The organism is Mesorhizobium sp. ArgA1 (assembly GCF_053714375.1).
In genome coordinates, this window is record NZ_JBSKBQ010000001.1 from 1,142,042 (window position 1) to 1,159,581 (window position 17,540).

General features: G+C 64.0%; 16 protein-coding genes. 11 read left to right on the forward strand and 5 right to left on the reverse strand.

Annotated elements, in window-relative coordinates; translation table 11 throughout:
• Positions 1-15 precede the first annotated feature (15 nt).
• Together argJ and ACWGTI_RS05565 are read right to left on the reverse strand one after the other, a co-directional pair.
• The gene (gene argJ, locus ACWGTI_RS05560; RefSeq protein ID WP_454586158.1) at positions 16-1,257 is read right to left on the reverse strand and encodes a bifunctional glutamate N-acetyltransferase/amino-acid acetyltransferase ArgJ; all 1,242 of its coding nucleotides are present in this window, start codon (positions 1,255-1,257) and stop codon (positions 16-18) included.
• The gene (locus ACWGTI_RS05565) at positions 1,199-1,426 is read right to left on the reverse strand and encodes a hypothetical protein (RefSeq protein WP_454586496.1); all 228 of its coding nucleotides are present in this window, start codon (positions 1,424-1,426) and stop codon (positions 1,199-1,201) included. Before ACWGTI_RS05565 ends, argJ begins: the two co-directional genes overlap by 59 nt.
• Between ACWGTI_RS05565 and ACWGTI_RS05570 the strand changes: the two genes are divergently transcribed.
• The 3 genes from ACWGTI_RS05570 (at position 1,425) to ACWGTI_RS05580 (ending at position 4,366) form a co-directional block, all read left to right on the forward strand.
• On the forward strand, positions 1,425-2,654 hold the full coding sequence (locus ACWGTI_RS05570; RefSeq protein ID WP_454586159.1) for a caspase family protein: 1,230 nt from the start codon (positions 1,425-1,427) through the stop codon (positions 2,652-2,654). The genes ACWGTI_RS05565 and ACWGTI_RS05570 overlap by 2 nt on opposite strands.
• Before the next feature lie 156 nt (positions 2,655-2,810).
• Positions 2,811-3,395 carry a TetR/AcrR family transcriptional regulator gene (locus ACWGTI_RS05575; RefSeq protein WP_454586160.1) on the forward strand — a complete coding sequence of 195 codons (585 nt, stop codon included), beginning with the start codon at positions 2,811-2,813 and terminating at the stop codon, positions 3,393-3,395.
• A gap of 26 nt (positions 3,396-3,421) precedes the next feature.
• Entirely contained in the window at positions 3,422-4,366 is a 945-nt protein-coding gene (locus tag ACWGTI_RS05580; RefSeq protein WP_454586161.1) for a glycosyltransferase, read from the forward strand.
• 72 nt (positions 4,367-4,438) lie between these two features.
• On the opposite strand, the gene ACWGTI_RS05585 is transcribed toward ACWGTI_RS05580, so the two are convergent.
• Positions 4,439-5,356, reverse strand: a complete 918-nt coding sequence (locus ACWGTI_RS05585) for a peptidylprolyl isomerase (protein ID WP_454573273.1) — start codon at positions 5,354-5,356, stop codon at positions 4,439-4,441.
• A gap of 244 nt (positions 5,357-5,600) precedes the next feature.
• On the opposite strand from ACWGTI_RS05585, the gene secA reads away from it, so the two are divergent.
• Positions 5,601-8,333 carry a preprotein translocase subunit SecA gene (gene secA / locus ACWGTI_RS05590; protein ID WP_454586162.1) on the forward strand — a complete coding sequence of 911 codons (2,733 nt, stop codon included), beginning with the start codon at positions 5,601-5,603 and terminating at the stop codon, positions 8,331-8,333.
• 103 nt (positions 8,334-8,436) lie between these two features.
• Here the strand turns inward: secA and ACWGTI_RS05595 are convergent, their stop codons facing one another.
• Complete coding sequence (locus ACWGTI_RS05595; RefSeq protein ID WP_454586163.1) at positions 8,437-11,028, reverse strand: helix-turn-helix transcriptional regulator; 2,592 nt, start codon at positions 11,026-11,028, stop codon at positions 8,437-8,439.
• Between the two features lie 240 nt (positions 11,029-11,268).
• Between ACWGTI_RS05595 and ACWGTI_RS05600 the strand changes: the two genes are divergently transcribed.
• From ACWGTI_RS05600 to ACWGTI_RS05630, 7 genes are all read left to right on the forward strand, one after another.
• Entirely contained in the window at positions 11,269-11,541 is a 273-nt protein-coding gene (locus ACWGTI_RS05600) for a DUF4242 domain-containing protein (protein ID WP_454586164.1), read from the forward strand.
• Positions 11,519-11,818 (forward strand): hypothetical protein, encoded by a 300-nt coding sequence (locus ACWGTI_RS05605; protein ID WP_454586165.1) that lies wholly within the window; start codon positions 11,519-11,521, stop codon positions 11,816-11,818. The genes ACWGTI_RS05600 and ACWGTI_RS05605 overlap by 23 nt, the downstream gene beginning before the upstream one ends.
• Before the next feature lie 175 nt (positions 11,819-11,993).
• Complete coding sequence (locus ACWGTI_RS05610) at positions 11,994-12,497, forward strand: hypothetical protein (RefSeq protein WP_352585481.1); 504 nt, start codon at positions 11,994-11,996, stop codon at positions 12,495-12,497.
• Positions 12,498-12,763: 266 nt separating this feature from the next.
• Positions 12,764-14,167: a lipopolysaccharide biosynthesis protein gene (locus ACWGTI_RS05615; protein WP_454586166.1), complete on the forward strand. Its 1,404-nt coding sequence runs from the start codon at positions 12,764-12,766 to the stop codon at positions 14,165-14,167.
• On the forward strand, positions 14,167-15,447 hold the full coding sequence (locus ACWGTI_RS05620) for a GNAT family N-acetyltransferase (RefSeq protein ID WP_454586167.1): 1,281 nt from the start codon (positions 14,167-14,169) through the stop codon (positions 15,445-15,447). Before ACWGTI_RS05615 ends, ACWGTI_RS05620 begins: the two co-directional genes overlap by 1 nt.
• A gap of 105 nt (positions 15,448-15,552) precedes the next feature.
• Positions 15,553-16,710, forward strand: coding sequence for a YVTN family beta-propeller repeat protein (locus tag ACWGTI_RS05625; protein WP_454586168.1), 1,158 nt, complete (start codon positions 15,553-15,555; stop codon positions 16,708-16,710).
• A gap of 122 nt (positions 16,711-16,832) precedes the next feature.
• Positions 16,833-17,321 carry an RrF2 family transcriptional regulator gene (locus ACWGTI_RS05630; protein WP_454586169.1) on the forward strand — a complete coding sequence of 163 codons (489 nt, stop codon included), beginning with the start codon at positions 16,833-16,835 and terminating at the stop codon, positions 17,319-17,321.
• A 29-nt stretch (positions 17,322-17,350) separates the two neighbouring features.
• Here ACWGTI_RS05630 and ACWGTI_RS05635 read toward each other — a convergent pair whose 3' ends face one another.
• Complete coding sequence (locus ACWGTI_RS05635; protein WP_454586170.1) at positions 17,351-17,533, reverse strand: alpha/beta fold hydrolase; 183 nt, start codon at positions 17,531-17,533, stop codon at positions 17,351-17,353.
• Between the last annotated feature and the right edge of the window lie 7 nt (positions 17,534-17,540).

Below are 17,540 nucleotides of genomic sequence, written 5' to 3' on the forward strand. Positions count from 1 at the left end.
TGGAAGCCAATTCCATCAGCTCCGGTAGTCGCCGTTGATGGCGACATATTCCTTGGTGAGATCGCAGGTCCACACCGTCGCCTTGCCGCGGCCGATGCCGATATCGGCGCGGATGCGGATGTCGTCGCGCTTCATATAGGCCGAGGTCGCTTCCTCGGAGTAGCCGGGGTCGCGTTCGCCTTCATGCGCCAGCCGGTTGTCGCCAAACCAGATCGACAGGCGGTCGCGGTCGGCCGGCTCGCCGGCCTTGCCGACAGCCATGACGACGCGGCCCCAGTTGGCGTCCTCGCCGGCAACCGCCGTCTTGACCAGCGGCGAATTGGCGATCGACAGCGCGATGCGCTTGGCCGAGCGCGCCGATTTCGCGCCTGTGACGGTGACTTCGACCTGCTTGCGGGCGCCCTCGCCGTCGCGCACCACTTGCAGCGCCAGCGATTTCAGCACCTTGCCAAGCGCCCGGCGGAAGGCGCCGAGGCGCGCGTCCTTGGGATCGCTGATGGCGGGCGCGCCGCGCTTGGCGGCAGCACCGGTGGCAAACAACAACAGCGTGTCGCTGGTCGAGGTGTCGCTGTCGACGGTGACCGCATTGAAGGTCTTGGCCGTGCCGCGCGACAACAAATCCTGCAGCACGGGGGCGGCGATCGGCGCGTCGGTGGCGATGAAGGACAGCATCGTCGCCATGTCGGGCGCGATCATGCCGGCGCCCTTGGAAATGCCGTTGATGATGACGTCGGCGTCGCCGAGCTTGACCGTCGCGGTCGCCACTTTCGGATAGGTGTCGGTGGTCATGATGGCCTTGGCCGCTTCGGTCCAAAGGTCTGGCTTGCCGTCCTTGACCAGTCCGGCCAGCAAATGGCTGAATTTGGTGGTGTCGAGCGGCTCGCCGATGACGCCGGTGGAGGCGAGGAACACTTCGCCTGGCGTGCAGCCGGCAGCCTTGGCCGCCGCCTCTCCGGTCAGCTGGGTGGAGGCGCGGCCCTTCTTGCCGGTGAAGGCGTTGGCGTTGCCGGAGTTGACGACCAGCACCCGCGCCTTGCCGGCGCCGAGGTTCTGCCGGCAGAAATCGACCGGCGCCGAGGGGCATTTCGATTTCGTGAACACGCCGGCGACAGCTGTGCCGTCATCGAAGACCATGGCCAGGAGGTCGGTGCGGTTCTTGTATTTGATCCCGGCCTCGGCGGTGGCGATGCGTACGCCCTCAATGGCAGGCATTTTGGGATATTTCTTCGGCGCGAGCGGCGAAATCGTTGCGGACATGGGGGACCTCGGGCGACGGAAAACGCTGGGGAAGGCCGGTTTGCCCGATACCACGGCCCGGCGCAAGGGCGTTTTCTTGGCCTTCGGCGTCGGCAAGCCACCTTGGATTAAGCTTGCATTTCAAATCCATTGGCATCGGCGAGGCCTCTGGCGTTATGATATCGGCCATGGGCAGGCTGGTTATCTTGGCAGTGGCGATTATGGGGCTTTTGCTCCTGAGCGCCGATGCGCAGCCGGAACGGCGCGTGGCGCTGGTCATCGGCAACGGCACCTATGCCGAAGCCGGTACGCTCGCCAATCCGGTCAACGATGCAACAGACATCGCCGGCAAGCTGCGCTCGATCGGCTTCGACGTCATCGAGGGCAACGACCTCGGCAAGCGTCAGCTTGAGCGCAAGATCGGCGAATTTTCCGATGCGCTGGAAGGTGCGGGCGTCGGGCTTCTCTACTACGCTGGCCACGGCCTGCAGGTCGAAGGGCGCAACTATATCGTGCCGGTCGACGCCCGGCTGGACATGCCGGTGAAGCTGCAGCTCGAAGCCGTGCCGATCGACGAAGTCCTCGACATCATGGAGCAGCAGACCAAGGTCAGCCTGGTGTTCCTCGATGCCTGCCGCAACAATCCCTTTGCCCGCAGCCTGAGCCGCACCGCCACGACGCGCTCGGCGACGGCGCTTGCCGGCCTGGCGCAGTTCGATTCGACGCGCGGCTCCTTCATCGCCTTCTCGACGGCTCCAGGTGCTGTTGCCATGGACGGAACAGGACGCAATTCGCCGTTTGCCGCCGCCCTGCTGCGGCACATGGCCGAACCCGGCCAAAGCATCAACGACATGATGATCGCGGTGCGCCGCGACGTAGTCTCCGAAACGCGCGAGGGCCAGCGCCCCTGGGAACAGGGTTCGCTGCTCGAGCGGTTCGAGTTCGTGCCTGGCGGCGAAACGGTGGCGCAGCCGAAGTCTGCCGTAGCCCCGGCGCCAGAGACAAAGGTCGCGGCACTCGAACGATCCGTCGGCGACGACAAGACCGCGATCGAGAAATTCCTGCGCGACGACTATCTGGCGCCCGATGCCGCAGCGATCGGCGAAACCGTCAAGCGGCTCTATGCTCCTTCCGCCACCATCTTCGGCACGCGCTATGACAGCGACGCCGTCGTCAAGCTCAAGACTGACTGGTTCGCGCAATTTGCATCCTGGTCGTTCGGTCTCGAGCCGGGCAGCCTAGAAGTGACACCGCAGGGCGAGGACCGCGCCGAAGCCGCGTTCGCGATGAGCTATGACTATGTGTCGAAAGACAAATCGGCGGCACGCATGACGGGCAAGGCTCGAGTCACGCTTGGGCTGGTGAAGAGCGGCGGCCAATGGCGGATCGCCTCGGAAACCTCGCAAGCGATGAACTGATCGCTGTCGAGGGCGAGCCTCGGGCATGCGCCCTCCTGCCCCAAAGCGTATCTGCTGCGCCGCGATTCCCGACTTCCACACTATCACTTGAAACGGGCCGTTTCGTTTGACTGCCGTCTCACCTATATTGCCGGCGAATTGTTGGCGAGGACAGACATGGGCGAGGATCCGGCGCGCAGATCGATAGGGGCGCGGCGCAACCCAGACAGCGCCGAGGCCATTCTCGAGGCTGCGGAGGCAGTGCTGGTCGAGGCCGGCTATGCCGGCTTTTCCATCGAAGCCGTCGCGCGGCGTGCACGCGCCGGCAAACCCACGATCTATCGTTGGTGGCCGAGCAAGGCGGCCTTGCTGCTGGAGGTCTACAAGCGGCAAAAGCGCGTCTCCGTGCCCGATACCGGTAATCTCGAAGACGATATCGTCGGTTTCCTTCAAAACCTCTTCTCGCACTGGCGCGATACATCTTCGGGCAGCGTGTTCCGCTCGCTGATCGCCGAAGCGCAGTCCGATGAAGCGGCGGCCATGGCCCTGACTGGCTATGCCGATGGACGTCGGTCCCACACCGCCCGGATCATCGAGCGCGCCAAGGCGCGAGGCGAGGTTGCGGCCGATATCGATGCAGCGCTGGTCGCCGACCTCATGGCTTCCTATGCCTGGAAACACCTTTTGACCAACCGTCTCGACGAAGACGAGGTTACAATCCGTACCACCGTCCGCTATGTGATATCTGGCATCTCTCGCTAATCGCTGACTTATCGCCGGGGGGCGACTTGACCGAAAACGCGTTACCAATTCTGCCCGTCAGCCTGGTCATCGTTTCCGACTATCTGACACCCGATGGCGATGACGAACTGCGTCGGGCAGTGCGCGCCTATGCGCAGGATGCGCGTGGCGTGCCCGGTGAAATCATCATCATGCCGCCGCATGGCCACGCATCGTCGATCGAAGCCGAACTGTCCGACAAACCGGCCTTTTCCTGCCCTTCGGTGATCGTCGCGACGCATGACAGCGACGAGTCCTCGCAACTGAAAGACGCCGCGCTGGCCTATTGCCGCCATGACCTCGTCGCTGTCGTCGAGGCCGACTGCCTGACGCGGCCCGGATGGCTGGCGATCCTCTACGAAGCTTTCGAGAGGAACCCGAAGATCGATGCGGTTTCCGGTCGTACCATTTATGACCAAGACACCATGATGATGCGGGTGATGTCCCTGCTCGACCGCGGCTTCATCGAACGCCGCAACCGCAACGGCCAGATCATCCATGTCAGCAACAATGGCGCTCTGTACCGGCGGCCGGTTCTCGAACGCCACCGCTTCGAAGCCGACCACGGACCTTTCGTCTCCTCGCATCTGCGGCAGCATGCGATGTTGAAGGATGGCGTAGCGATGGAGGTGGCCACCGAGGCGGTCTCGATCCATGCCTATGAGGGGCTGGGCTTCATCTGGGATGTCAGGCGCAACAAGGGCTACCAATTCGCGCGCATGGATTTGCTGTCGAAGGGCCGACGTTCGAGGCTGGGCCTCGCCTGCCGGGCGGTGAGAACGTCCTTCAAGGAAAACCGGCAGACGGCGCAGGCCGTCGGCACGGCGTTTTGCCGCTGGACGGACTGGCCGCTGTTCTGGGCGATGATGCTCCTGGTGCGCATCCCCGAATTCACCGGTGCCCTTGCCGCTGGCGATCCGGCGGCGTTCAAGGCTTCCACCCACTATCGCTGACTTCCGCCAGCCAAGGCTCGAAACGAAAAGGGCGCCAAACGGCGCCCTTTTGCATGCTTTTCGATGCTGGCCTTACTTGCCCGCTTCCATCGTGTCGACAGCCTTCTTCAGATTGGCGTCGGGGATTTCGACCTTGGCGGCGCCGCGCAGCTGCTTGACCAGCGCGAAGTACTTGTCGCGGATAACCGCCTGCTTGGCCTGGTCCTTGACGTCGTCGAACGCCGGCGGTTGCTTGACGCGTTTGTCCTCGAGCTTGATGACGTGCCAGCCGAACTGCGACTGCACCGGCTCCTTGGTGTATTTGCCGACGTCGAGCGCGAATGCCGCCTTGTCGAACTCGGGCACCATCTGGCCAGGTCCGAACCAGCCGAGATCGCCACCATTGGTCTTTCCGGAGGGATCGCTGGTGTGCTCGTTGGCGAGCTTCTGGAAATCGGCGCCTCCGTCGAGCTGCTTGATGATCGCCTCGGCCTCTTCCTTCGTCTTCACGAGGATGTGACGGGCATGAACCTCATTGACCGGCGGCGTGCTGGCGATTTCCTGGTCGTAGCGGGCGCGCACCTCGGCGTCGGTGACCTTGTTGACGACGCCCTTCTCCACCATCTCACCATGCAGCGCGCGCTGCTGCAGGAACGCCATGCGGCGCTGGAATTCAGGATCCTTGTCGAGCCCGGTAGCGACCGCCTGGGCGGCCATGACGCGAATTTCGATGGCCGCCGAGAGGGCGGCGGCGCGGCGCTGCTCGGGCGGCAACTGCGCGAACTGCTGCGACAGCTCACCCTCCGCAAGCCCAAGGTCCGCCTCGGTCAGCTTCTCGCCATTGACGGTGGCGACGACCGCGTTGGGATCGACGGGTGCGGCGGCCGGCGCGGCAGCATCGGCCGGGGCGGGAGCGGCTTCCTGCGCCATGACAGGCGACAGCGAAAGAGCCGACAGGCCGAAGACCAGGCCAAGGCTGGCGAGCGACGCACGGCGAAACAGTAAGGACATCAAGATTAACTCCAAGGGGGGATTGGTCGGGCTTGCAGATCAGCCGGATTGTGGCGGAATTTGGCGCTGCCCATGGGGCTAACGCGGCGTTGACATCAGTTGAGCCCCCTCTTATCTGTCCAACGACTTTGCGTCCAGAACCGTTTTCCGGGCGCTTTTTGCGTTTGTCTGCGTTTCACGCGGAATTGATGGGGCCGGCCGGCGCTCATCTCAAGATTGAGAATTCTATCGAAAGGACCATTGGATGGTCAGTCTCGGCGGTCTCGCCCGTAAGGTTTTCGGTTCCTCCAACGATCGTCGCGTCAAATCGACCCGGCCTCGCGTCGAGGCGATCAATGCCATGGAAAACGAGATGCGGGCACTGTCCGACGCCGACCTTCAGGCGCGCACGGAGAAATTCCGCCAGGACTTCGCCAACGGCGCCACGCTCGATGACCTCCTGGTGCCAGCTTTCGCCACCGCCCGCGAGGCGTCCCGCCGCGTGCTTGGCATGCGCCCATTCGACGTCCAGCTGATCGGCGGCATGGTGCTGCACAATGGCGGCATTGCCGAAATGCGCACCGGCGAAGGCAAGACCCTGGTCGCCACCCTTCCGGTCTATCTCAACGCGCTGGCCGGCAAGGGCGTCCATGTCGTCACCGTCAACGACTACCTCGCCACGCGCGACTCCGAATGGATGGGCCGCGTCTACAAATTCCTCGGCCTCTCGGTCGGCGTCATCGTCCACGGTTTGTCCGACGAGGAGCGCCGCGTCGCTTACGCCGCCGATGTCACCTACGCCACCAACAACGAGCTCGGCTTCGACTATCTGCGCGACAACATGAAGTATGAGCGCGCCCAGATGGTGCAGCGCGGCCACAATTACGCGATCGTCGACGAGGTCGATTCCATCCTTGTCGACGAGGCGCGCACGCCACTGATCATTTCCGGTCCGCTCGAGGACCGTTCGGAAATGTACAACACCATCGACGCCTTCATGCTGCAGCTCGGCCCGGCCGACTACGAGATCGACGAGAAGCAGAAGACCTCGATCTTCACCGAGGAAGGCACCGAGAAGCTGGAAAACCTGCTGCGCGCGGCCGGTCTGCTCAAGGGCGAGTCACTCTATGACGTCGAAAACGTCGCCATCGTTCACCACGTCAACAACGCGCTGAAGGCGCACCGGCTGTTCCAGAAGGACAAGGACTACATCGTCCGCAATGGCGAGATCGTCATCATCGACGAGTTCACCGGCCGCATGATGCCGGGACGCCGCTATTCGGAAGGCCTGCACCAGGCGCTCGAAGCCAAGGAGCATGTCGCGATCCAGCCGGAAAACCAGACGCTGGCTTCCGTCACCTTCCAGAACTATTTCCGACTTTACAAGAAGCTGTCCGGCATGACCGGTACGGCGCTGACCGAGGCCGAGGAGTTCGGCAACATTTACGGCCTCGAAGTCACCGAGATTCCGACCAATCTGCCTGTCATCCGCAAGGATGAGGACGACGAGGTCTACCGGACGGTCGAGGAGAAGTACAAGGCGATCGTCAAGGAGATCAAGGAAGCGCGCGCCAAGGGCCAGCCGACGCTGGTCGGCACCACATCCATTGAAAAATCCGAGCAGTTGGCCGAGCGCCTGCGCAAGGAAGGGTTCAAGGATTTCGAGGTGCTGAACGCCCGCCATCACGAGCGCGAGGCGGCCATCGTCGCCCAGGCCGGCAAGCCCGGCGCCATCACCATCGCCACCAACATGGCCGGACGCGGCACCGACATCAAGCTCGGCGGCAACGCCGAGATGCGCATCGAGGAAGAACTGGGCGACATGCCTGCGGGCCCCGAGCGCGAGGCGCGCGAAAAGGAAATCCACGCCGATGTCGAGCGCCTGAAGGAAAAGGCGCTGGCCGCCGGCGGCCTCTACGTGCTCGCCACCGAGCGCCATGAATCGCGCCGCATCGACAACCAGCTCCGCGGCCGTTCCGGCCGCCAGGGCGACCCCGGCCGTTCGAAATTCTTCCTGTCGCTCCAGGACGATCTGATGCGCATCTTCGGGTCCGAGCGCATGGACGGCATGCTGCAGAAGCTCGGCCTCAAGGAAGACGAGGCGATCATCCATCCGTGGATCAACAAGGCGCTGGAAAAGGCGCAGAAGAAGGTCGAAGCGCGCAACTTCGACATCCGCAAGAACCTGTTGAAATACGACGACGTCTCGAACGACCAGCGCAAGGTGGTGTTCGAGCAGCGCATCGAATTGATGGACGGCGAAGGCCTGTCCGAAACGATCGCCGAGATGCGCGAAGGGGTCATCGAGGAGATCGTCACCAAGAACATCCCCGAAAACGCCTATGCCGAGCAGTGGAACGTCGCCGGCCTCAAGGCCGAAGTCGCCGAGTTCCTCAATCTCGATCTGCCGGTCGAGGACTGGGTCAAGGAAGAAGGCATTGCCGAGGACGATATCCGCGAGCGCCTGACCGAGGCCGCCGACGCCGCCGCCAAGGAGCGCGCCGAGCGTTTCGGCCCCGACGTGATGAGCTATGTCGAACGTTCGGTGGTGCTGCAGACGCTCGACCATCTGTGGCGCGAGCACATCGTCAACCTCGACCATCTGCGTTCGGTCGTCGGTTTCCGTGGCTACGCCCAGCGCGATCCGCTGCAGGAATACAAGGGCGAGGCGTTCGAGCTGTTCCAGGCGCTGCTCGGCAATCTGCGCCAGGCCGTCACCGCGCAATTGATGCGCGTCGAACTGGTCCGCCAGGCCGCCGAAGCCCCGCCTCCGGAAGCGCCGGACATGTTCGGCAGCCACATCGACGGCACCACTGGCGAGGACGACTTCCAGGGCGGCGAAACGGCGCTTCTGGTTCGCCAGGAGAGCAACGCCATCGTCGCTCCCGAAGACCGCGACCCGAACAACCAGGCAACCTGGGGCAAGGTCGGCCGCAACGAGGCCTGCCCCTGCGGCTCCGGCAAGAAATACAAGCACTGCCACGGCGCGTTTGCGTAACGCCTCTTCCTTCTCCCCGCTCTACGGGGAAAAGGTGGCCCGCCGGGCCGGATGAGGGGCAGCGCCCGACGTCTGCCCGTTTCCCTGCCCGCTGAACCAGATCTCACAACAATCCTGAGTCGCGCGCCGCGGCAGTCGCTTCGCCGCGCGACACCGCATCCAGTTTGCCCAGCACCGCCGAGACGTGGTGATCGACCGTCTTCGGCGAAATCGTCAATTGCTCGGCGATCCGCTTGTTGGAGAGGCCGCGTTCGATCAGCTGCAGCACTTGCATCTGGCGCAAGGTGAGGCCGGCCAGGTTGGCGCGCGTCGAGCGGCGCGGGCCACGGGCAATGTTGTTGACGCCGTTGCGACGCATCGTTTCACGCACATGCTGGGCGAGCGGCCTGGCTCCGAGCCTCTCGAAAATCTCCAGCGCCGTGCGCTGCGCCTCCTCGTCGCCCTGGGTGAGCACAAGCGCGCGTTCGTACGGCGCTTGCAATTCGTCCCAGAGTGCAGCGGCCGCCTGCCAGTCGCCGGCCAGCAGCAGGCGATAGGGCTCGGCCATGCCTGATATGTCGCCCGGATCCTGGTCTGGAGCCAGCATTCGCCGCCATGCGGCCAGCTCGGCGAAAACCGCCCTTGTTGGCGCCATGGCTTCGGCACGATCGATCAGCAGCAAGGCCGCGTCCCTGTCGCCCTGGCCAAGCCATGCCTGCTCAGCCATGAGAGCCGCATAAGGCATCAGGCGCTGCAGCTCCGTGCCTTTTTCCAGGAACAGCATCATTTCGGCAAATAGCGGCTCGGCTGACGGATCGCCACGCCGCATCCGCAATTTCGCCAGCGCCACCACGGCGGGATAGCGAACCAGCATCGCAGTCTGGCCACTGGAAAGCACGTCAAGCGCCTCGCTGGCAGCGTCTTCCCAATGGCCTTGGCGCAGCAACAGCTGCGCCTTTACGCCGCGCATATAGTCGCGCCAGGTCACGAGATCATTGTCGACGCAGTAATCGATGCCGCGTTCCAGAAAGGCCTGCGCCTGGCTGAAGCCGAGCTGGTTCATCTCGGTGCAGGCACTGTTGGTGAAGGCGCGCGCCGCATGCTCCTGAAGGTTCTGCTCCAGCGCGATTTCCAGGCTGCGGGCGAGATCCGCACGCCCCTTGGCAAAATTCAGCCATTGCCCGGCGGCGTCGACATTGTTGAGCGCATGGCAGACGATGTCGGGCCTGTTCATGCGCTCCGCCAGGCTGACGGCCTTCTCGCCAAGCTTCAACGCCTTGTCCGGCCTCTCGGCCAGCATCGCCAGTTGCGACAGATTGGAATAGGCCATGGCCAATTCAGGGCCGGCAGGCACGGTTTCCAACAGCGCGACCGCATCTTCGCCAAATCTGTCGGCGGCGCCTCGGTCGCCTGCGAGATAAGCAAGGCGCGACAGCCAACGCAGGCTGTCGCCTTCCTTCGCCCTGTTTCCGTTCGCCTGATGCAGATTGCGCGCATGGGTCTGCGCCTGAATCGCCTCGTCGATCCGCCCGATAAGATGGCACTCGAACGCATAACTCTCGTTGAGCGACGCGCAGTCTTCCGCCCGCTGGCAGTCCACATGCCGTAGCGCGACCTCATAGTATCCGGCGGCGTCGCGGTGGGCGCCGACACGCGAGGCCTCGCGGGCGGCAATCGGTGCGAGTGCACGCACTGCCTCCAGATTGTTCGCCTCGACCGCATGATGGACCAGGCGGCCGGTGGAAACGTCGCCATTTTCGAGCAGCGCAGCCAAAGCGCGCTGGTTGAACTGCCGTCTGTGCGAGGTCGTCAGCATCATTTCGATGGCGCGCCGCGCAATGTCGTGGCGGAAGGCGTAGCTGTCGCCCAGATCGTCGAGCAGTCCGTTGGCGACGCACTCGGCAAGCTGGCCGGCGCTGGTCACGCCACACAGGCCCTGCAGGGCCCAGGCGTCGGCCCGGCGCGGAAACACCGACACCGCGTCGAGCATTGCGCGAGCCCCCGGCGACAGCCGCTCTGCCCGCGCCAGTACGGCGTCGCGCACGCTTGCCGGCAACGCCGTTTCATTTTCGGCTGACAGCAGTTCGGTGACGAAGAAGGCATTGCCGGCAGTCGCCCGGTAGATGGCGTCGCCGTCGCGGCCGGCCGCATCGGCCAGCGACAGCACTGCCGCCTCGCTGAGCAGCGGCACGTCGATGCGCGCCACGCTGCCTGCAGGGATTTCGCCCAGCGCGCGGCGGACCCTGACCTGGGCCTCGCTGCGGTCGGTGCGCGCGGTCACCAGGAGCAGGATCTGGGTGTTGGCGATACGCCGGCCGAGGAAGCGCACGAAATCGAGCGTCGCATCGTCGGCCCAATGCAGGTCTTCGATCACAAGCAGGCTCGGTCCTTTCGCCGCGAAGGCGTCGAGCGCATCGGAAAACAGCGGCAATCTCTGTCCATGCCGGGCGTCGATTGCGCGCGGCAGCCCCCATTGCGCCTCACGGGCCAGGTCGTAGAGAGGCCCCAACGGATCGGGAATCGACAAATCCTCGCAAGCGCTGCGCAACGTCGCCGCGCTCTGCCCGACACGGGCCGCGAACGCCTCGACAAGCGCCGTCTTGCCGGCGCCCGCCTCCCCCGCCAGCACCGCAACGCGGCCATGGCCCCCTATTGCATCGCCAAGCAGGCTCTCCAGCTGCTGCAGCTGCGTCTGCCGTTCCAGAAGCATCGTCATCATCGTCTCTTATGATCGGAGTTTTCCCACCATGGCGGGCCGCTCACGATAGCCCGGGAAGAGAGCGGCGCAATGTGACTTTGCACACATTGCCGTGACTCTCTCCACAAAGAACGACGCCAACATAGGGAATCGTCCCGCCAAATATGGGGAATCGTTCCGATGCGCGGGCCGGCACGGCGTGGTCAACGTCCAGCTGCGCTCCGATCGAGCGTGAATCAATGGAAAAGGAAGCCTTCCATGCCTCGCTATCTGATTGAACGGACATTTCCGGACGGCCTCAACATACCGATGACCGACATCGGCGCCACCGCGGTGGGCGGCGTCGTCATGCGCAATGCCGAAAAGGGCGTCACCTGGATCCAGTCCTTCGTCACACCCGACAAGAAGCGCAGCTTCTGCATTTACGAAGCGCCCTCGCCCGATGCGATCCGGAGCACCGCCCAGAAGAACTCGCTGCCGGTCGACAGGATCACGGAGGTGCGGGTTCTTGACCCTTACTTTTACCTCTGATCGCACTATCGGTCGCTACAATGATGAGCATCAAAATGCCCTTCGCAGCCATGGCGAACTGCCTGATGGCCTGCCGGTCTGTGGAGCCGAGCCTGTCCTGGGAAAGACCGGCCATTCCCTGCTCGGCCGTCTATGGCGGTTCGCGACGAAGCTGCCTGCGCATCTGTCTGAAAGGCGGCGCCTGCCCCCGGAAGGCGACTATCTGAGGCGCGACATCGGGCTCTGGGAGCGGGAAGTGCCGCAGGAATACTGGCAATACTACTTTTGGAATCGTTGATTTTGCACGATTTTTTAGCGGCGACAGCCAGAAGTTCGGCAACCGGGGCTGCATGACCATCGCATGAACCGGGACCGACAGCTCGTTCCCCCAAACCTTGAACCAACGCCGCGAGCGTTTCCGCAGGCCCGATCGGCCGTCCTCGCCTCAAGCGTCAACAAACGGACGAAAGACCATGACCACAACTCTTTGGACGACACGTTTCGCGGCCCTGGCCGCCATCTCGATCGCGGCCGGTGCCGCCGCCCAGGCGCATGACGCCAACCCGCTGGCCGAAAAGGTGCGCGCCGCCAATAGCCGCTTCGAGAATGTGGCAGCCGCCACAGCCGAAGGCTACGCCCCGATCCCTTGCGCCAGCGGCATCACCGGCGGCGCCATGGGCATCCACTATGTCAACGGCGCCTATCTCAAGGACGATGCCGTCGATGTCGCCAAGCCCGAGGCGGTGATGTATGAGCCGATGGCCGACGGCAGCCTCAAGCTGATAGCGGTCGAATACATCACCTCGAAGGGGCCGGCCTCGCTCGAAGGCCAGTTGTTCAACTTCAACAGCGCCCCGAACCGCTACGGCCTCGGCCCATTCTACGAACTGCATGTCTGGGCCTGGAAACAGAACCCGACCGGCGCCTTCGCCGACATGAACCCCAACGTGTCGTGCGATGCGATGAAGGGGATGTAGCGCTCCCCTTGTAGCACCTCAGGCACCGGACACACCCGGTGCCCGGCCTTCCCCCTTGGCGGGGGGAGGGGTGAGCGCAACGCCGACCGGCTCCCCAGTCTTCCCCGGCGTTCGCTCGCCTTTTGTTTCGCACCGGCGCGCGAGCGATGGACTTTGCACATGCGACTGTCCTTGGCTGATTGGCGCACCCGCCCCCCACCCTTTCTTAAGGTGTTTCGGATACACCGAAAACCTTGAAACGAGGCGGAAAACGGAGAAACATCGGGGTGCGCTTTTCCGCGGCGACGACGGCCGGGCGGTTCTTGCCGCAGCGCTTGGCGCTGCGCATGGGGCCGCTGCTTGGCCGCATCGATGCGGTGCTGTTCACCGCCGACGAGCGCGGCGAAGCCGGGCGCATGTCGCTGATCGCCTTTGCCATCCGCATCGTCAGCGCCGTCATCGCCTTTATCAGCCAGGTGCTGATGGCGCGCTGGATGGGCTCGTTCGAATACGGCATCTTCGTCCTCGTCTGGGTGACGATGGTCATCGTCGGCAACCTCGCCTGCCTCGGCTTCCACACCTCGGTCATCCGCTTCATCCCCGAATATCGCGAACGCAACATGCTGGCCGAACTGCGCGGCATCGTGGTCGCCAGCCGCCTGTTCGTGCTGATTGCCTCAACCGCAATCGCCGGCTTGGGCGCACTCGGCGTCTGGCTGTGCTCGGACTGGATCGAGAACTACTATGTCATCCCCTTCATCCTCGGCCTGTTCTGCCTGCCGATGATTGCCATGGGCGACCTGCTGCAAGGCCAGTCGCGGGCCAATTCCTGGGCACTGTTTGCATTGTCGCCGACCTATCTCGTGCGGCCGGTGCTGATCCTGGCGCTGATGGCGCTGATGCTGGCGATGGGCTATGCGCCCGATGCCAGGACGGCGATCTTCGCCTCGATCGCCGCCACCTACGCCACCACGCTCGCCCAGCTCATCGGCGTCACCTCGCGCATGGGCAAGAATATCCCGGCCGGGCCGATGAAGGTGCATTTCGGCGAGTGGTTCATCGTCTCGCTGCCGATCTTCCTGGTCGAAAGCTTCTTCTTCCTGCTCACCAACGCCGATGTGCTGATGGTCGGCGCCTATCTGCAACCCAACGACGTCGCCGTCTATTTCGCCACCGTCAAGACGCTGGCGCTGGTGCATTTCGTCTATTTCTCGGTCAAGGCCGGCGTTGCCCAGCGCTATGCGCAGTTCACCCACGGCGAACCGGAAAAGCTCGCCGCCTTCGCCCGCGAGACGGTGTCATGGACCTTCTGGCCGTCGCTGCTGATGGCGCTGCTGGTGCTGCTGCTGGGCGAGCCCATGCTGGTGCTGTTCGGCCCCGAATTCACCGCTGGCTACCCGCTGCTGTTCCTGCTGGTGTTCGGCGTCGTGGCGCGCGCCGCCGTCGGCCCTTGCGAAAGCCTTTTGACGATGAGCGGCAACCAGAACATCTGTGCCGCCGTCTATGCCATGACGCTGGCCTTCAACATCGGTCTCAACATAGTGCTGATCCCGCTCTTCGGCCTGTGGGGGGCGGCGATCGCCACCAGCCTTGCCATGGTCTTCGAGGCCAGCGCTCTGTCCTTCACCGTCTGGCGCAAGCTTGGTATCGTCATGCTGATCTTCGTTCCCGCAGCCAAGAGAGCCGCCTGATGGCCGCCACCCCGTTGATCGAGGAAACCAGCGGCGGTACTGCCGGCGCCATGGTGTCGGGCCTTGCCGGCCTGGCGCGCGACGCCGATCCGGCGCATCTCGAGATTCTGGCCAACAACCGGCCGCAGCGCAAACTTGCGGTCTACCCGGCCTCGGCCGGCTTCGACCTGGTTGAGGAACTCGACTTTCTCTGCACCCGCACGGTCGAGCCCAACGTGTTCTTCAACCCACGCTTCCTGGCGCCGGCCATGCCTCGGCTGGAGGATCGCGAGGTGCGGCTGGCGGTGATCCGCGACGGCGACGAATACCGCAACCGGCTGCGGCTGCTGGTGCCGTTCTCGGTCGAACGGCCGGCCGTGCCGCTCGGCGTTCCGGTCATGCGCACCTGGTCGAGCCCGTTCGGCCCGATCGGCACGCCGCTGGTCGACCATGACGACCCCATCGGCGTCGTCGAGGATTTCTTCGGCATGCTGTCGCGGCCGCACCTGAAGCTGCCGAAAGTCTTCGTGCTGCCCGACATAAGGCTCGACGGCCCGTTGGCCAGCGTGCTTGCCACCGTTGCCGAGACGCGCGGCCTGACAATGGTCACCACCGGCAAGGCGGACCGGCCGGTGCTCGAAAGCGAGGCCGACGGCGAAGCCTACCTGAAGGCATCGCTGCGCGCGCATCATTATCGCGAATTCCGCCGCCTGAAGCGGCGCCTGGGCGATCTCGGCAAACTGGAACATGTCGTGGCTCGTGGCCCCGACGAGATCCGCTACGCCATCGAAAGTTTTTTGACGCTGGAGGCCGCCGGCTGGAAGGGCCGTGAGCGCACCGCCATGGCCATCGACCGCTACCGCGCCGCCTTCGCCCGCGAGGCCGTGCACCGGCTGGCCGAACACGATATGTGCCGCATCCATTCGCTGACGCTGGACGGCCGCACCATCGCTTGCCTGGTCGTTTTCGTCGAGGCCGGCGTCGCCTACACCTGGAAGACGGCCTATGACGAGACGCTGGCCACCTATTCGCCGGGCACGCTGTTGATGATCGAAGTGACCAGACAGCATCTCGACGACCCCAACATCATGATGACCGATTCCTGCGCCGTGCCCGACCATCCGGTGATGAGCCGGCTATGGAGCGAGCGCAAGCCGATGGGCTCGCTGGTGATCGGGCTGACGCGGGATGCCGACCGCCTCGCCCGCCAGGCCGCCTCGCAGCTGCATCTCTACCGCGAGACCCGCAACATGGCGCGCATCCTGCGCAACCGCATGAAGAGTCTGCTGGGACGACGCTAGGCCGTGCACCCCGCGGGAGCCTTGAGAAAAGCCGCTGGATCAATGGCAAAACCCAAGCTATGGGTCGCGGCGGCAATTTCTGCCGACCTTCACGACAAGCATCCAATGATCAAAACCTTTTTGCGTCACGCCGGTCCCTGTGCGGCCGTCCTCCTGCTTGCACTGCTGCCCGCTCGAGCCTGGGCCGATAGCTGTCCCGAGGACTGCAGCGAGCCCGCGCCGCCCACCAACATCTATAGCCACACCGGCGCCGGCCATCTCGGCCCGGCCACGCTGGGCGCACTGCCGCGCGTCTATGTGCCCAACCGCTCCTCCAACAGCGTCACGGTGATCGACACCATGACGCTGAAGGAAGTCGACAGATTTCCGGTCGGCAGCAAACCGCAGCACGTCGTGCCGTCCTGGGACCTGAAGACGCTCTGGGTCGCCAACAATGGCACCGGCAAGAATGGCAGCCTGACGCCGATCGACCCGATGACCGGCAAGCCCGGCCCGCAGATCGCGGTGGACGATCCCTACAATTTGTACTTCATGCCGGATGGCAGCGCGGCCATCGTCGTCGACGAAGCCCTGGAGCGGCTCGATTTCCGCGACCCACACACCATGGCTCTGAAATGGAGCCTGCCGACGCCGACCTGCGCCGGCATCAACCACGCCGATTTCTCGGTCGACGGTTCCTACGCGATCTTCACCTGCGAATACGGCAATGGCGGCCTGGCCAAGATCGACCTGAAGAACCAGAAGGTTCTTGGCCATCTCGACTTCTCGAAAATGGGCATGCCGCAGGACATCCGCCTCTCGCCCGACGGCAAGGTGTTCTATGTCGCCGACATGATGAATGACGGCGTCTTCCTCGTCGACGGCGACAGTTTCAAGGAAATCGGCTTCATCCCGACGGGCATCGGGGCTCATGGCTTCGTCGTCAGCCGCGACGGCAAGCGGCTCTATGTGTCGAATCGCGGCTCGCACAAGATGGAGCAGGGCAAGGCAAAGGGGCCGGGCAGCGTGACGGTGATCGACTTCGCCACCCGCTCCGTCGTAGCGCTTTGGCCGATCCCCGGCGGTGGCAGCCCCGACATGGGCAATGTCAGCGCCGACGGCAAACAACTATGGCTGTCCGGCCGCTTCGACAGCGCCGCCTACATGATCGACACGACATCAGGCGCGGTCACCAAATTCCGGGTCGGCGCCGAGCCGCACGGCCTGACGGTCTGGCCGCAGCCGGGACGGTATTCGCAGGGCCATACGGGAAATATGCGGTAGGCGTCGCGACACCTCGACGCCTCTTGGAAGCGGAGGATTTCACCCCGCGTTTACAGGCGATCAAAATAGGGATATTTAATATCCGTATTATGGATTGACTTTCCCACTTTCGGAACGGATTTATGATTCTAAAGAGCCAAGTCGAGTGGGCATTGCATTGCTGCGCCATCCTCGCCGGCCTGCCGGAGGGGCGCTATCTGTCGACCAAGGCATTGGCGGAATTGCACGGGCTTCCGAAGGAATATCTTTCCAAGGCATTGCAGTCTCTGTCTCAGGCCGGGCTTGTTCATTCGACGCTGGGTCCGTCCGGCGGCTACCGCCTCGCAAGACCGCCGGGCGAATTGACTTTCCTCGATATCGTGGAGGCCGTGGAAGGCAAAGCGCAGACCTTCATCTGCGCAAACATCCGCGCCAACAACCCCTGCCGCCCGAAGGGTCATTGCGACAGCGGCCCGTGCGCAGTGGCTCGCATCATGGGGGAGGCCGACGAAGCCTGGCGCCAGAAACTGCGCAGCGTCACCCTCGCCGAGCTGGTGGAGACGCTGTCGCGGGAAACGCTTCCTGCCCTATGGAACGACACTTTTGAATGGGTCCTGGACCGGGCGGGATGAGCGCGCTTCGTCGCGGCCGACGGCGCGGTTCAATGCGGCGGCGCCGGGATAAAATCGGTCAGCGCCGCGATCACCTGCTGCGGCTGTTCCTCGGCGATCCAGTGGCGCGAATCCGCGATGATGACCGTCTTCACATCGCTTGCGACGTTACGCAGCAGGATCCCGATCGTGTCCCCCAATCCTCCCGACGCGCCAAGACCGAGAACGGGCATCTTCAGC